Here is a 15,317-nt window from a genome sequence, read left to right on the forward strand (position 1 = left end):
TCCCATACCTCCCGTTTCCCATTACAGCCCCATTATAGCAAAAAGGTTGGGAGACTTACAGAGCCTTTATGCTGTTAGCGAAGGGAGAGCACCAACGCCGCGTTGTGCCCGCCAAACCCCAGCGACTGGCTCATCACATGATGCAGGGCGGCCCGACGGGCGGTGTTTGGCACGACGTCGAGATTGCAGTCCGGGTCGGGCGTGCGGTAGTTGATCGTCGGCGGCAGGAATTGATCCTGCAAGGCGAGCAGGCACGCGATCGCCTCGACCGCACCGGCGGCGCCGAGCAGGTGCCCGGTCATCGACTTGGTGGACGAGACGGGCACCCGGTCGGCGTGCGGGCCGAGCGCGGCGCGGATCGCCCACGTCTCCCAGCGGTCGTTGAGCGGGGTTGAAGTGCCGTGCGCGTTGATGTAGTCGAGGTCGGCGGGGGAGAGCCCGGCCTCGGACAGCGCGCTGCGGATCGCGACGCGCATGCCTTCGCCGCTCGGCACGGTGATGTGCGAGGCGTCCGCTGTCTGCGCATAGCCCGCGATCTCCGCCAGCACGGCCGCCCCCCGCCTCTTCGCGCTCGCCAGCGACTCCAGCACGACGACGCCCGCGCCTTCGCCCATCACGTAGCCGTCGCGGTCTCTGTCAAACGGGCGGCATGCGGCGGCCGGGTCGTCCCAGCGCTCGCTCATCGCCTTCGACGAGCAGACGCCCGCAAACGAGGTCGGGGTAAACGGCGCCTCCGCCCCGCCCGCCACGACGAGGTCGCAGCGACCGCTGCGGATCCACGCCGCCGCTTCGCCGATGGCGACGGTGCCTGACGCGCAGGCGGCCGAGATCGTGCCGACCGGCCCCGCCGCGCCGAGCAGCCGGGCGATGCCGCTGCCGAGCGGGCAGTGACCGAACGCCGGGAACAGCGCGGCCAGCAATTCCGGCGACAGTGTGCGCCCGGCCTGCCTCGCGTCGCAGAGCATCTCCAATTCGCGCACAGCGCCGCGTGACGTGCCGAGCAGGACACCGATGCGTTCAGGCGGGCAAGGAGGCTCACCATACACGAAGCCTGTGTGCGCAACTGCCTCTTCTGCGAGAGGCTCCTCTGTCAATAGCCCCGCGCTCTTCCACGCTTCTTTGGCGGCAAGCGCCGCATAGTGCAAATAGCGCGGCGCATGGTCCGCCAACCCCGCGACGGCAGGCAGGTCGCCCGGCACTTCGCCGCCGCCTTTGACCGGGTAGTCTGCCGTGTCGAACGCCCGCAACAGCCGGATGCCGCTCTCCCCGTTTTGCAACGCCTTGGCAAACGGCGCGATGCCGACACCAAACGGCGTCACCGCGCCCATGCCTGTGATCACGACGCGCTCTTTGTCCATCATTTCCACCACGTCCCTTTCTCCTCTACCACCCGTTCTGGCGCGTGTCACCGGAAAACACCTGCCCGCTCACCGTCCCCGCCTCCGCCGCCGTCAGCCACGCGATCAACGCAGCCGCTTCCGCCGGCGTCTGCATCCGCCCAAGCGGGATCGCCTGCAGGAGCCGGTGCCGCGCCTCTGCTGTGAGCCCGTCTGTCATCGCCGACTCGGTGACGGACGGCGCATACGCGTTGACCGTGATGCCGTGCTCGATCTCCTCCAGCGCCGCCGCTTTCGTCAGCCCGATCAACGCCGCCTTGCTCGCCGCATACGCCGTCTGCCCGGTCCGCCCGTGCAGCGCGGCATACGACGTGATGTGCACGATGCGGCCGTAACCTTGCGCACGCATCGTCGGCAACACCGCCTGCAACAGATGAAACGCGCCGGTCACGTTGACGTCGAGCACCTGCCCAAAATCGTCGGGGGTCAATTTGCTCATCATCCGGTCGCCCGTGATCCCCGCCGAATGGACGAGGATGTCTAGCCGGCCGCTCGTTGCCAGCACCGTCCCGACAGCCTGGCGGATCGAGATCTTGTCCGCCGCATCCAAACAGAGGGGCGTGCCCTGCAATCGTTCGGCGAGTGCCCGCGCCTTGCTCTCCTGCGAAAAATAGCCGATGTACACGTCCGTTCCGCGCTTCGCCAGCCGCTCGGCCACCGCTCCGCCGATCGCCCCGGAGCCGCCGGTGATCAACGCCACCCGGCGCGGGTGCTCACTGCCGCGCATACCAGATCACCCCCGTCGCCAGTTTCGTCTCGCCTTGCCAGACCGTCCCGACCCGCTTGCCGATCCCGCGCCGCTCCTGCAAAATCTGCACGTCCGCCCGCAACGGCAGGTCGGGCAGCGGCTGCGCAATCAGTTCCAACGAGTCGATGCCGGTCATCAGCGTCTTCTCCCCCGTCCGTCCCGCCAGCACGGCCAAAGCTCCCGTCTGCGCCATAAATTCGGCGATGTACCACAAAGGCACACGGTCGGTCGGATAGCCGAGCTCCGCCAGATCGGCAGCCGGCACGTTTGAACACGCCGCCGCTTCCACGCCCGGCTCGACGCGCAACACCTCGCCGACAAATAAAAACGGACGGCGATGCGACAATATGGTTTCGATCATTGTCAACTCCACACCCACCTCTCGTTAACAATAGTCTAACGAAAAAGAGCCCCTGTCGCCAAGGGCTCTTTTTCCCGCCTCTTTTTATCTCGCCACCGTCAACACATACACCGACCGCGCCCCCGCTTCGTGGAGGCGCATCGCGCAGGTGTTCGCCGTCGTGCCGGTGGTGTACACATCGTCGATCAGGCAGACGGTGCGACCGGTGACCGCGCCTGCCGAGTCGCTCAACAAAATGGCATCGTCGAGGCTCTGTCTGCGTTCCTGTCTGCTGCGCCCGGTCTGCGTGCGGCGCGGGCCGCTCCACCTCAGAGCCTCGCAGACGGGCAGTCGCACCCGTACGCCGAGGACGGCCGCCAGTTCGGCCGCTTGGTTAAATCCGCGCTCCCGACAGGTCTCCTCCGCCATCGGCACCGGGACGAGCAGATCGATGTCCCGGTCGGCCAGCTGCGCGGCATAAGCGAATTCCAGATACTCAGCCAACAAAGGCACCAGTTCCGCCACCCGCTCCTTTTTCATCTGCAACAACAGCCGCCGCAGCACACCTTGATACGGCCCGTACGAGACGGCGCGTTGAAAAAAGGGCTCCCGTCTCTGCACACAGTCGGTGCAAAGGCCGGAAGCCCGCATTTCACGCCCGCACAGTCGGCAGAGCGGCGGTTGATTGCCTGCGATCCTGCGTCGACAAGGCGTGCAGACGAGAGGCTCGCCCTCGAACAGTTCCTCCTGACAAGACAGGCAGAGAGATCGCACGGGTCGAACGGGAAAGAGCAGGTGGAGCAAGGCCTGTGCCCAACTCACATCCCTTTTCACTGATAGAAGATCACGGCGAGCAAGCCCGGCCCGACGTGAGTGCCGATGACCGGCCCGAGCTCCGACAGGTCGGTGGACGCCGACGGGAACTCCGCTTTGACTTGCTCCAAAAAGGCTTTGCCGTCATCCGGGTTGTGCGCATAGACGACGGAGATATGTAACGGTTTGGACGGATCGGTCTTTTCCCGGGTCAGTTCCAGCACGCGGGCCAACGCTTTTTTGCGGGTGCGTACTTTTTCGAACAGCTCCAGCTTGCCCTCGTTGACGGTGAGGATCGGCTTGACCTGCAGCAGGGAGCCGAGCGCCGCCGACACGCCGCCGATGCGGCCGCCGCGGTGCAGATGCTCCAGCGAGTCGACGACAAAGTAGGCGGTGATCTGCTCGCGCATCGCCATCAACTCCGCGACGATCTCTTCTTTTTCCTTGCCGTCGGCGATCATCTGGCAGGCGCGCATGACCATGTGCGCTTGACCGGCCGAGGTGATTTTCGAATCGATGATCGTGATGTCACCCTCGACCATCCGGGCTGCCGTCTCCGCCGAATGGGCGGTGCCGGAAAGCCCTGCGGAGAGGAAGATGCCGATGACCGCGTCGTGCGTCTCCAGCAATCTTTCAAACGAGACCACCAACTCGCCGACGACCGGCTGCGACGTGGTCGGCAGGTTTTTCTCCACGGCGAGGCGCGGGTAAAACTGGCTGTTGACGATGTCAACGCCTTCTTTGTGGCTCTCTTGGCCAAAGTTCACCATCAGAGGAATCACGGTGATGTCATATTCATGAACGGTATCATCGGGCAAATACGCGGTGCTGTCGGTGACAATCGCAATTTTAGCCATAGTCGCCTCCTAGTGAAATTATTTCTCTTATTTACTCCAGTATAACCCAAGTCAGTCAATTCTCCCAATAGAAAAAAGCACCTGCGCTTAACAGGTGCTCTCAAGTCACTCTCCTGCTTCCTCCGCCTCCGCTGCCTGCTTGGGCAAAAAGACGCGAAACGTGCTGCCCGCGCCGACCTGACTCTCGACGGTGACGTGCCCGTGGTGGCCTTCGACGATGTGCTTGACGATGGAGAGGCCAAGACCCGTCCCCCCGGAGCGACGGGCGCGGGCTTTGTCGACGCGGTAGAATCGCTCAAACAGGCGCGGCAGATCTTCCGCCGGAATGCCGATGCCGGTGTCGCTCACCGTCAGCACCGCTTCCTCCGCCGTCTCCGTGAGCGTCACGACCACCTCGCCGTGCGGTGTGTAGGCGATCGCGTTGCCGACGAGGTTGACCAGCACTTGCGCGATGCGGTCGCTGTCGATGCAGGCCCGGACCGGTCCCGGCGGCAGTTCGGCGCGCAGGGAGAGTCCGACCTGCTCCGCTTGGTGGATGTAGCGGCTGACGGTGCGCTCGACCAACTTGCTCAAATCGGCGAAGGAGTGGTGGAACACCGTATGTCCCGACTCGATCTTGGAAAGTTCCAGCAGGTCGGTGACAAGGTGAGTCAGCCGCTCGGACTCGTCGTGGATGATCTGAAGAAACTGGCGAGTCGTCTGCCTGTCTTCCAACGCGCCGTCGAGCAGCGTCTCGGAAAATCCTTTCACCGCCGTGATCGGCGTGCGCAGTTCATGCGAGACGTTGGCGACAAACTCGCTGCGCATCCGCTCCAGCCGCCGCCACTCCGACACGTCGTGCAGCAGCACGACCGCACCGGCGATGGTGCCGTTGCCCGAAGAGATCGGCGTGATGTTGACCTCGACGGTGCGCTCCAGCGGGATGTGCAGCGTGATCTCCTTCTTCTGTGGAGTGCCGACGAGGAGCGCCTCATCGATCAGCGACGACAGGCCAAAGTTGTGCCCGGCCTCCCAGTGCCATTTCTGCAACAGACGCTCCGGGGGGAATCCGATCAACTCCCGCACCGCCGGGTTGACCAGCGTGATCCGGCCGGAGCGGTCGACGACGATGACACCGGAGACGAGGTGGGTCAAAATGCCCTCCAGACGTCCCTTCTGCTGCGTCAGATCGTCGATCTGCTCGTTGATCCGCGCACCCATCGCGTTGATCGCGTCGGCCATCACGCCCAGTTCATCCCGTCCGCGCTGCTGGATGCGCTCGTCGTACGCGCCGTCGGCGATCTTGCGCGTGCTGCGCGTGATCGCTTCGATCGGCGAGGAGATGCTGTGCGCAAAGCGCAGGCCGAACAGCGACGAGACGACCGCGACCACCAGTAGGGACAGCCCGATCCGTCCCCACAGCGCCTGCAGCGTATCGTGCGTGCCTTGCAAAGGCACGGCGAGCCGCACCACTCCGGCCTGCCAGCCGTCCTTGTCAAACACCGGCCGGGCGAGGTGCAGCACGTTGTACGAGGAGTACGGCATCATCCGGACGTGCGTGCCGACGCTCCCGTCCAGCGCCGCCTGCACCTCCGGGTATCGCGCTTGATTTTTCTTGGACTCTTCATCGGCCAGCGTGTCGAGCAGGACGTTGCCCTGATAATCGAGCAACGTCACCCGCCCGCCGGTGGCAAACGCGGTGCGACGCAGCGTGTCGGACACTTCGTCGCGCTCGCCGGGCACCGCCCAGTCGATGTGCGGCGAGATCCACTCGGCGAGCAGCGATGTCTCCTCGCGCACGTGCGACTCCAGCGTGTCCATGTACAACTTCTCGATAAATTGGAGCATGTACACGCCGAAAATGGACAGAGAGAGCACGATCAGCACCAGATAGGTAAGCACGATGCGCCCTCGAATACCGCGTATCATAATCAGTCCCGCCCCTTAGTCGCCCCGCACCAGCTTGTAGCCGACACCGCGCACCGTCTTGATGTACTCCGGCTGCTTCGGATCGCGCTCCAGTTTGTCGCGCAAATGCGAGATGTGGACGTCGACGATCCGCGTGTCGCCCGCAAACTCGTAGCCCCAGACTTTGTCGAGCAGATGGTCGCGGCTCATCACGAGCCCCGTGTTTTTGGCGAGATAGTGCAGCAGTTCAAACTCGCGCGGCGTCAGATCGACCCGCTCTTTGCGAATCGTCACCTCGTAGCGGTTCACATCGAGCATGATCTCCCCGCAATGGTAAACGCCCTCTTCCGGCCCGCCCTCGTCGTTGGCGCGTCGAAGCACCGCCTTGACCCGGGCGACCAGCTCACGCGGCGAGAACGGCTTGGTCACATAGTCGTCCGCCCCCATCTCCAGGCCGAGGATGCGGTCGACCTCGTCGTCCTTGGCTGTCAGCATGATGATCGGTGTGGTGACGCCTTCTCTGCGCAGTCGCTGGCAAAGCTCCATGCCGCCGATGCCCGGCAGCATCAGATCGAGCACGATCAGATCGGGACGCGGCACGTCTTGCAACATCTCATACGCCTTCGTGCCCGTATCGACCGTCACCACGTCAAACCCGGCCTGCTGCAAATTGTACTCCACCAACTTCGAGATCGATTCTTCATCATCTACGACAAACACTCGCTGTGCCATTGAGACACCTCCGTCATCAGTTCTCTCCCAGATGCGCTTCTCTTTCAGCCGTGCGGATGCGTTCCGCCAACCGTGTGTAGCGGCGTTTGGCGGTGCGGTTTTGCACCGCGATGCGCAGCGCGTCCCGGGCTCCCACCAGCACGACCAGCCGCTTGGCCCGCGTCACGCCGGTATAGAGCAGATTGCGCTGGAGCATCACCCGATGCTCCTTGACCAGCGGCAACACCACGCAGGGATACTCGCTGCCCTGGCTCTTGTGCACCGACACCGCGTAGGCGAGGCTCAGCTCCTCCAGCTCCCCGAGCGCGTAGGTGACGTGCCTTGGCTCAGCCTGATCGTGATAGAGCACGACCACCTCGCCCTCCTCCGGGTCGATGGTTGCGATCCGGCCGACATCGCCGTTGAACACTTCTTTTTGATACTGGTTTTTCACCTGCATCACCTTGTCGCCCACGCGCAACACCCGCATGCCGTGCTTGAGCTCCGCCTTGTCTTTGGCGGGCGGATTGAGCGCCTCTTGCAGATGTCCGTTCAACGCTTCCACACCGACCAGCCCGCGCCGCATCGGCACGAGCACTTGCAGATCCTCGACCGGGTCCGCTTGCAAATAGGCGGGCAACCGGCGGGCCGTCAAATCGAGCAACAGCCGCACCAACTCTGCCGGCCGCTCTTCTTCGATAAAAAAGAAATCGCCGTCCTTGCGCGACTCCGGCAACCGGCCCTCGTTGATCCGGTGGGCGTTTTTGACGATCAGGCTCTCCTCCGCTTGCCGGAAGATCGTCTGCAACCGCACCACCGACACGCGACCGGAGTCGATCACATCTTGCAACACACTCCCGGCCCCGACGCTCGGGAGCTGATCGATATCGCCGCAGAGCACCAGCTTGGCCCCGTCCGGCAAAGCTCGCAACAGTTGGAAAAATAACAACAGGTCGATCATCGACGCTTCGTCGACGATAAACACTTCCCCTTCGAGCCGGTTGTCCTCGTTGCGGCCAAAGCGCAGCCCTTCGCCTTCCTGCGGTCCGTATTCCAGCAGGCGGTGCAGCGTCTTGGCCTCCACCCCCGTGCTCTCCGTCATCCGTTTCGCCGCCCGTCCCGTCGGCGCGGCCAGCACCGGCGTCACCCGTTCGCGCTTCAGCGCGGCGAGTACCGCCCGCACGGTCGTCGTCTTTCCGGTGCCAGGGCCTCCGGTGATCACCACCAGCCGCTCCTGCAACACCGCCGCCACCGCCCGCCGTTGCAGCGGAGCCAGCGTCAGCCCGTGCTCCTGCTCGATCTCGGCAAAATACGCTTCGTCCGGTCCGCTCCCGGCAGGCAAAGACGACGGCCCGTCGCCAAGCGACTGCCGCAGGATCTGTGCACACTTCACTTCCGCAAAATAAAAACCGGCCAGAAACGCCGCCCGCTGCCCGTCCGTCTCCTCGAGGATCACGCCGCCTGTGCGCTCTTCGGCCAGTTCGCCGAGGATGCCGGGCAGCCGCATCGCCACATCGGAGCCGAGCAACGCCTCCGCCTTTTGCAACAACTCGCGCTCCGGCAGATAGACATGTCCGTCATCGGCCGCCTCACGCAGCACATGCTTGATCCCGACTTTCAGCCGGGCGGGCGAATCGGCGGGCACGCCGAGCATCCGGGCGAGCTTGTCTGCCGTTTTAAAGCCGATCCCGCGCACCTCGTCGGCGACGCGGTAGGGATTGCCCTCCAGCACCTCGATGGTCTGCGCTCCGTAGCGTTGATACAGGCGGTTCGCCACCGACGGCGTCACGCCCCGCGTCTGCAGATAGACCATCACCGACTGCACGCCGCGGTGCTCGGCAAACGTCCGCGCAATCGTCTCCGCCTTGACCTTGCCGATCCCTTCGATCTCTGTCAGCCGCTCCGGCTCCCGCTCCATGACTTCCAGCGTCTGAATGCCGAAGTGGGCGACCAGCTTTTTGGCCGTCGCCGGGCCGATCCCTTTGACCGACCCGGACGACAGAAATTGCAACATGCCCTCCGACGTCACCGGAAGCACTTTTTCATACGAATCGACGAGCAGTTGCAAGCCGAACTTTTCGTGCCGGTGCCATTTTCCGCTCACCTTCACCCTGTCACCTGTGGAAAGCCCTGGCATCGTGCCGACGACCGGAACAGGCTCACGGCCTTTTTCGACCTGCAGCGTGGCGATCGTATAGCCGTTCTCTTCATTTTGAAAGGTGATCTTTTTGATCTTTCCTTCCATCGACTCGGTTCCTGAAAGCTCCTTCACAAGACGCCCGACCTTACACGTTCAGATCTTTGCGGTCGCCGCTGACCATATAGATGACCCACTCGCCAATGTTCGTGGCGTGGTCGGCGATGCGCTCCAGATGCTGGCAGACGATCAAGAGCATGATCCCCTGCTTGACATGGGCGCTGTTCTCCTCCATCATTCCTTGCAATTCGTTGAAGATGTGTTTGTACAGACCGTCGACGACATCGTCTTTTTTCGCCAGTTGTTCCGCAACTGTCACGTCGTGGCTGACGTAGGCGTTCAGCGCGTCGCGCAGCATCTCTTTGGCGAGATCGGCCATGCGCGGCGTGTCGACCAACGGCTTGAGCAGTTTGTCGCCGGACAGACGCAGCGTCGTTTTGGCGATGTCCACCGCGTGGTCGCCGATGCGCTCCAGATCGGTGACGATCTTCATCGCCGTGCCGATCACGCGCAGGTCGGATGCCATCGGCTGTTGCAGGGCCAAAAGGCGCAGGCAGGCCGACTCGACATCGACCATCAGATCGTTGATCTTGCGGTCGCCGTCGATGACGTTTTGCGCCATCTGGACATCAAGGTTGGCGAGCGACTTCACGCCGAGATAGATCGCCTCCTCGACCAGCACCCCCATCTTCAAGATCTCGCGTTGCAGTTCTTCCAAGGATTGATGAAAACCTTTTCTGGAGTCCATAGTCACCGAGGCCCCTTCCATAGAAATGTAAGATCAGGCTGGCCGATCAACCGAAACGGCCTGTGATGTAATCCTCCGTCCGCTGGTCTGTCGGGTTGGTAAACAGTTTATCGGTCACCCCGTGCTCGACCATCACGCCGTTGAGGAAAAAGGCGGTCGTGTCGGAGATGCGGGCAGCCTGTTGCATGTTGTGCGTCACGATGATGATCGTATACTTCGATTTTAACTCTTGTGTCAACTCTTCCACTTTCAGGGTGGAGATCGGGTCGAGCGCTGAGGTCGGTTCGTCCATCAACAGCACTTGCGGATCGACGGCGAGCAGGCGGGCGATGCACAGACGCTGCTGTTGACCGCCCGACAGTCCCATCGCCGATTTGCCGAGGCGATCTTTGACTTCATCCCACAGAGCCGCCTGTTGCAGCGAGCGTTCGACGATCTCATCGAGGTCGCGCTTTTTGCGAATGCCGTGGATGCGCGGCCCGTAGGCGATGTTGTCGTAGATCGACATCGGGAACGGGTTGGGCCGCTGAAACACCATTCCGACATTTTTTCGCAAGTTGACCACGTCGGTGTCCGGGGCGTAGATGTTCTCGCCGTCGACCAGCACCTCGCCGTTGATCGTCACGTTCGGGATCAGGTCGTTCATGCGGTTGAGCGTGCGCAGCAGGGTCGATTTGCCGCAGCCGGACGGGCCGATGAAAGCGGTGATCGATCCTTCCGGCATTTCGAGATTGATATCAAAGAGCGCTTGGTTGTCGCCGTAGAACAGGCTCAGTCCTTGCGCGCGGATCTTGTCTTTGGTGGCAATAGCGGAAGTCATCTCAGGAGTTCCCCCTTGATCTGTATTCAAAAATGGAAGTTTATTTACCTGCTGCTTTGCGTTGCAGGTAGCGACTCGGCAAGCCGATCAAAAGGTTCAGCAGCAGGACGACGATGACGAGCAGGGCAGCCGTGCCTTCCGCGATCTCCATCGCGTCCGGGACGAGACCTTCGGAGCGCACGTACCAGAGACGGACGGCCAACGTTTCACCCGAAGCAAACACGTTGAAGTCAGGAGCGAAGCGCGATACGGTCACACCGGCGGTGAAGATCAGGATCGCCGATTCGCCCAGTGCACGTCCTGCGACCAGCGTGATGCCGGTGACGAGACCTGGCAGCGCGGTCGGGATCAGCACTTTGCGGATCGTCTGCCATTTGGTCGCACCGAGCGCGGCAGACGCTTCCCGATAGGAGTCCGGCACGGCGCGCAACGTCTCTTCCGTGACGCGCACGAGCACCGGCAGATTGAGCAGGGCGAGGGTCAGTGCCCCGCCGAGGATCGTGAAGCCAAGGCCGAACGTGGTGACGAAGACCAGCATCCCGAACAGACCGAAGACGATCGACGGGACGGAGGACAGCATTTCCGTGGAGAGGCGAACCAGATCGGTGAACCAGTTCTTTTTGGCGTATTCGGACAGCCAGATGCCGGCGCCGATGCCAAACGGGATGGAGAACAGGAGCGACAGGAACAGGATGTAGAACGAGTTGAACAACTGCGGGCCGACCCCGCCGCCGGCGATGATCTCTTGCGGTTTGCCGGTGATAAAGTCCCAGGACAGATGCGGCAGACCGGCCGCAAGGATGTGCCACAGGAACCAGATCAGAATGCCGAGAATCGTAAAGCCGAACATCCAAAAGACGAGGTTGGCGATGTTGTTTGTGAGTTTCGAGTTCATCTACACAGCCCTCCGGCGCGCAACCACGCGAATGATCAGGATCAAAGACAGCGAGACGAGCAACAGGACGAGCGACATCATAAACAGGGCGTTGTTGGTCGTCGAGCCAAACGGCGACGCCATCTCTTTGACGATCTGCGTCGTCAGGACGGACGTCGGTTCGGTCAGACCCTTCGGCAGGATCGGCGCGTTGCCGATGACCATCTGCACCGCCATCGCTTCCCCGATGGCGCGGCCCATGCCGAGGATCACCCCGGTGAGAATGCCGGGGGAAGCAGCCGGGAGCAGCACTTTGCGGATCGTCTGCCAGCGGGTCGCCCCCAGCGCGTACGACGCTTCTTCCAGCGCGACAGGCAGCGTGCGCAGGGCATCTTCGCTGACGGAGAGGATCGTCGGCAGGATCATGATCGCGAGGATTAACGCAGCCGGCAACAGACCGAAACCGGCCGTTCCAAAGATCCCGCCGAAGAACGGCACAAACACGGTCAAGCCGACCAGACCGTAGACGACAGACGGAATGCCGACAAACAGGTCGGTCGCCGGACGCATGATCTCGCGCATCCAGTTCGGCGCGATCTTCGCCATGAACACCGCTCCGCCCACAGCCAACGGGACGGCGATCACCAGTGCGAGGCCGGTGACCAGGAACGAACCGAGGATAAACGCCAACGCCCCGTACTTGCCTTCACCGGGCGTCCAGTCGGTGGTGAAGAAAAACTCGGCGATGCCGGCTTCCGGATCGCCAAACATCTTGATCCCTTGATTGCCGACGAACAGGATGATCGAGAAAATAATCAACGCCACAAAGGCAGCGCTCCCCACGAAGAGCCAGTGCATCAGGCGGTCGTTGCGTTTCACCGCACGGGTATAGCTCGGCGGTGAGCTGTTTTGTTCTGCTGCTTTGATTGCCACAGGTCCTACTCCCTCCACGTATCAGAAATGAGGAATTTTTTATAATTTCTAGACAAATTTTACAATTACCTCCGTAACGTGCGGTAAGGGACGGCGTATTGGTGCGCCGTCCCTTCCGATCCGAGTCAGAGGGTGAATCTTATTATTTTTTCATTTTGGAAACCGGGATGAACTTGAGGGCTTCCACGTTTTTCGATTGGAACTCGTCGGACATCATGTAGTCGAGGAATGCTTTGGTCGCGCCGGTCGGCTCGCCCTTGGTGTACATGTGTTCGAATGCGTAGAGTTTGTACGTCCCGTTGTAGATGTTTTCCGGCTTGTATTCCACGCCTTCAAACTTCAAGGTTTTGACTTTTGCGTCCGCATACGGAGCGTCCATATAGCCGATCGAACCTGCGGTTTGTTCCACTGCGGTGCGCAGTGCGCCGGTCGAGTCTTGCGCGATCGCGTCTTTCGCGAAGTCTTTGCCTTCCGGAAGCACGAGCTTTTTGATCAGTTTGCGGGAGCCGGACGACTCGGCGCGGCCGACGATGGTGATCTTTTGATCAGCGCCGCCGACGTCTTTCCAGTTGGTGATCTCGCCGGTGAAGATCTTGCCCGCTTGCTCTTTGGTCAGGTTGTCGACGGTGACGTCTTTGTTGGTGACCAGTACGAACGGAGCGACTGCGACTTGATGATCGACGAGACCTTTATCCTTATATTCATCTCCTGCCTCAACGTCGGAGTTGCCGATGTTGACGGAGCCTTCAGCCACTTGTTTCAGACCGGTGCCGGAGCCGCCGCCTGCGACGTCTACGGTGACGTTCTTGTGTTTTTCTTGGAATTCGGCAGCCGCTTGTTTGACCAGCGGCAGCAATGCGGTCGAACCGGATGCGGTGACTTTGCCGGACAGTTCGCTGCCCGACGGCGCGGTGGTGCCGCCTTGATTTTGTTCTTCCGTTTTATCTGCGCCGCAACCTGCCATCAAACCTGCGGTCATCGCTGCGATCAACCCCAGAGTCGCTGCCTTCTTCGCATTACCAAACACTGAAAGTCCCCCTTTGAGTGGTTCCTGTATCGTTGCGTTGTGAGTGATTGTGTTGCTTACAGTTCTCATACTAGCAGTGCTACGTAAATCTAGTTCCGGACTCACGTAAAGGTATTGTAAATTCGCATCTGTTGATCAGACATGAAACTTGCCAATCGTCTCACGCATCTCCTGTGCCATCCGCGCCAAACTCTGGACCATGCCGAACACATCTTCCATCGATTCCAACTGGATGACGGAGGAATGGGCACATAATGTAGAATGCTCTGCAGAGACACCTGAAATGCGCGCCATCTCATCAATCGACTCAGCGACCAACCCGGCCCCGGCGGAGATCTGCTCGGACGCGCCGGAGATCTCTTGCACCTGAGCAGCCACACCTGCCGCCGAAGCGGCGATCCGCTCAAACGCCGCTCCTGCCGCCTCCACCAACTCCAGCCCGTCCTGCACCTCGACGGTGCCTTCCTGCATCGACAGCACGACGCCGTGCGTGTGCGCCTGCATCTCGCGGATCAACGCGGAGATCTCCCCTGCCGACGACGCGCTCTGCTCCGCCAGTTGGCGCACCTCGTCGGCGACCACCGCAAAACCGCGCCCCTGCTCGCCGGCCCTCGCCGCCTCAATCGCCGCATTCAACGCCAACAGATGTGTCTGTGCCGCGATCTCGGTGATCACATCGATGATCTGCCCGACCCGCTGCGACCGCTGTTCGAGCCCCGCGACAGATGCGGCCATCCGCTCGGTCGACTGCGAGATCGACGCCATCTGCTCCACGGCGCGAGTCACCGCCGCGTTGCCTTGAGCCGCCACCTCTGTCGTCGCCTCCGAAGCCCGCTCGACGTCCTGCGACGTTTGGACCACCCGCGCGAGGGCGGCCGTCACCTGCTCCATCGCCGCTGCGCTCTCTCCCGCTGCCGCCGCTTGCGTTTTGGCGCCGACCGCCACTTCCTGGATCGTCGCCGCCACAGAGCGGATGCCGTCCGCCGTCCCCTCGCTGCTCGCCGCCAGCTCCTCCGAAGCGGCCGCCAATTGCTCGGCCGCTCCATGCATCTGCCCGATCATGCCGCGCAGATGATCGGCCATCCCATTCACCGCCACGCCGAGCTCCCTGATCTCGCGCAATCGATACGCGGCCGGGTCGATCCGCTCTGACAGATCACCGCCCGCCACCTTTTGCATCAAAGCCCGCACCTCTCCGAGCGGCTGCGCGATGCCCCGCCGCACAAACAGCCGGACAAAGACGGCCGTGAGCAGCAACGCTCCCGCTCCGACCGACACGGCGATGTTGCGCAGATGCAACAGCGGTGTCATCGTGTCGGCGAACGGCACAGCCGCCACGTAGAGCAGACTGCGCTCTGGGATAAACTGATACGCCACCATCATCTCTTCTCCGTCCAGCGTCTCCTGCCGCACCCCCTGCCGGTCAGCCCGCATGCGCGCCGCCATCTCAGCCGGCAGCGTCCACGCCGACCCGCCCAGATCCACGGCGGTGCCCTGCTCCTCGATCAACGCCATGCGAACATGCCAGCCCAGCCCGGCAAACTGCTTGCGCTCCCCGCCGGTCAGCAAGTGCAGCTCGCGTTGAAACTCCTCATTGTTCGTCGTCTGCAACAAAATACCAACCTGCTTGGCCACCGTGCCGACATGACCCTTCATTTGAAACTCCGCCGTCTGACCCAGATCCTCTTTCACAATCCAGTACATCGTCGCCCCCAGCACACACACGACAAAGAGCAAGAGCAGCGACACAAACCCGATCAAACGCGTTTGCATCGACAGACCCTTGCTCTTTCCGGTACCCTTTTCCATAGATGCCCCTCCCCACCAATGTTGTCATCGCCAGTATGACGTAACATTGTGAACGTCAGATGGAGGTTTCGTAAAGTTCCGCACATCAAAAGAGTCATTATTCAGAATCTTCTACATATAGTAAGAACAACTTCTTCTTCTTTTCATGATCTGACC

14 protein-coding genes are annotated in these 15,317 nt (G+C 61.8%); all 14 read right to left on the reverse strand.

Translation table 11 applies throughout. From position 1 onward, the window contains the following. Positions 1–74 precede the first annotated feature (74 nt). Positions 75–1,361: a beta-ketoacyl-[acyl-carrier-protein] synthase family protein gene (locus OS242_RS05840; RefSeq protein ID WP_267150982.1), complete on the reverse strand. Its 1,287-nt coding sequence runs from the start codon at positions 1,359–1,361 to the stop codon at positions 75–77. 22 nt (positions 1,362–1,383) lie between these two features. Continuing rightward, on the reverse strand, positions 1,384–2,124 hold the full coding sequence (locus OS242_RS05845; protein ID WP_267150718.1) for an SDR family oxidoreductase: 741 nt from the start codon (positions 2,122–2,124) through the stop codon (positions 1,384–1,386). Next, positions 2,111–2,506 carry a hotdog family protein gene (locus tag OS242_RS05850; RefSeq protein WP_267150719.1) on the reverse strand — a complete coding sequence of 132 codons (396 nt, stop codon included), beginning with the start codon at positions 2,504–2,506 and terminating at the stop codon, positions 2,111–2,113. The genes OS242_RS05845 and OS242_RS05850 overlap by 14 nt, the downstream gene beginning before the upstream one ends. An 84-nt stretch (positions 2,507–2,590) precedes the next feature. Beyond that, positions 2,591–3,307, reverse strand: coding sequence for a ComF family protein (locus OS242_RS05855; protein ID WP_267150720.1), 717 nt, complete (start codon positions 3,305–3,307; stop codon positions 2,591–2,593). 8 nt (positions 3,308–3,315) lie between these two features. Next, entirely contained in the window at positions 3,316–4,155 is an 840-nt protein-coding gene (locus tag OS242_RS05860) for a DegV family protein (RefSeq protein ID WP_267150721.1), read from the reverse strand. 105 nt (positions 4,156–4,260) lie between these two features. After that, the gene (gene pnpS, locus OS242_RS05865) at positions 4,261–6,063 is read right to left on the reverse strand and encodes a two-component system histidine kinase PnpS (RefSeq protein WP_267150722.1); all 1,803 of its coding nucleotides are present in this window, start codon (positions 6,061–6,063) and stop codon (positions 4,261–4,263) included. A gap of 15 nt (positions 6,064–6,078) precedes the next feature. After that, complete coding sequence (locus OS242_RS05870) at positions 6,079–6,774, reverse strand: response regulator transcription factor (RefSeq protein ID WP_267150723.1); 696 nt, start codon at positions 6,772–6,774, stop codon at positions 6,079–6,081. A gap of 16 nt (positions 6,775–6,790) precedes the next feature. Further along, the gene (gene recD2 / locus OS242_RS05875) at positions 6,791–8,998 is read right to left on the reverse strand and encodes an SF1B family DNA helicase RecD2 (RefSeq protein ID WP_267150724.1); all 2,208 of its coding nucleotides are present in this window, start codon (positions 8,996–8,998) and stop codon (positions 6,791–6,793) included. Positions 8,999–9,038: 40 nt separating this feature from the next. Continuing rightward, positions 9,039–9,698, reverse strand: a complete 660-nt coding sequence (gene phoU / locus OS242_RS05880) for a phosphate signaling complex protein PhoU (RefSeq protein ID WP_267150725.1) — start codon at positions 9,696–9,698, stop codon at positions 9,039–9,041. A gap of 46 nt (positions 9,699–9,744) precedes the next feature. Continuing rightward, a complete protein-coding gene (gene pstB / locus OS242_RS05885) occupies positions 9,745–10,518 on the reverse strand; it encodes a phosphate ABC transporter ATP-binding protein PstB (RefSeq protein ID WP_267150726.1) in 774 nt (257 codons plus the stop codon). A 40-nt stretch (positions 10,519–10,558) separates the two neighbouring features. Beyond that, positions 10,559–11,413, reverse strand: coding sequence for a phosphate ABC transporter permease PstA (pstA, locus tag OS242_RS05890; RefSeq protein WP_267150727.1), 855 nt, complete (start codon positions 11,411–11,413; stop codon positions 10,559–10,561). After that, a complete protein-coding gene (gene pstC / locus OS242_RS05895; protein ID WP_267150728.1) occupies positions 11,414–12,325 on the reverse strand; it encodes a phosphate ABC transporter permease subunit PstC in 912 nt (303 codons plus the stop codon). A gap of 142 nt (positions 12,326–12,467) precedes the next feature. Further along, complete coding sequence (locus tag OS242_RS05900; protein WP_267150729.1) at positions 12,468–13,352, reverse strand: phosphate ABC transporter substrate-binding protein; 885 nt, start codon at positions 13,350–13,352, stop codon at positions 12,468–12,470. Positions 13,353–13,487: 135 nt separating this feature from the next. Beyond that, positions 13,488–15,161 carry a methyl-accepting chemotaxis protein gene (locus OS242_RS05905; protein ID WP_267150730.1) on the reverse strand — a complete coding sequence of 558 codons (1,674 nt, stop codon included), beginning with the start codon at positions 15,159–15,161 and terminating at the stop codon, positions 13,488–13,490. Positions 15,162–15,317 lie beyond the last annotated feature (156 nt).

It is taken from the genome of Tumebacillus lacus, from assembly GCF_026410385.1.
Taxonomy (GTDB): domain Bacteria; phylum Bacillota; class Bacilli; order Tumebacillales; family Tumebacillaceae; genus Tumebacillus; species Tumebacillus lacus.

Excerpts from the sequence above, each read along its gene's own strand:
- OS242_RS05850 (WP_267150719.1), bottom strand. The coding sequence starts at position 2,506 with ATGATCGAAACCATATTGTCGCATCGCCGTCCGTTTTTATTTGTCGGC.
- OS242_RS05905 (WP_267150730.1), bottom strand. The coding sequence starts at position 15,161 with ATGGAAAAGGGTACCGGAAAGAGCAAGGGTCTGTCGATGCAAACGCGT.
- OS242_RS05840 (WP_267150982.1), bottom strand. The coding sequence starts at position 1,361 with ATGATGGACAAAGAGCGCGTCGTGATCACAGGCATGGGCGCGGTGACG.
- pstA (WP_267150727.1), bottom strand. The coding sequence starts at position 11,413 with ATGAACTCGAAACTCACAAACAACATCGCCAACCTCGTCTTTTGGATG.
- pnpS (WP_267150722.1), bottom strand. The coding sequence starts at position 6,063 with ATGATACGCGGTATTCGAGGGCGCATCGTGCTTACCTATCTGGTGCTG.
- OS242_RS05845 (WP_267150718.1), bottom strand. The coding sequence starts at position 2,124 with ATGCGCGGCAGTGAGCACCCGCGCCGGGTGGCGTTGATCACCGGCGGC.
- recD2 (WP_267150724.1), bottom strand. The coding sequence starts at position 8,998 with ATGGAAGGAAAGATCAAAAAGATCACCTTTCAAAATGAAGAGAACGGC.
- OS242_RS05870 (WP_267150723.1), bottom strand. The coding sequence starts at position 6,774 with ATGGCACAGCGAGTGTTTGTCGTAGATGATGAAGAATCGATCTCGAAG.
- pstB (WP_267150726.1), bottom strand. The coding sequence starts at position 10,518 with ATGACTTCCGCTATTGCCACCAAAGACAAGATCCGCGCGCAAGGACTG.
- OS242_RS05860 (WP_267150721.1), bottom strand. The coding sequence starts at position 4,155 with ATGGCTAAAATTGCGATTGTCACCGACAGCACCGCGTATTTGCCCGAT.
- phoU (WP_267150725.1), bottom strand. The coding sequence starts at position 9,698 with ATGGACTCCAGAAAAGGTTTTCATCAATCCTTGGAAGAACTGCAACGC.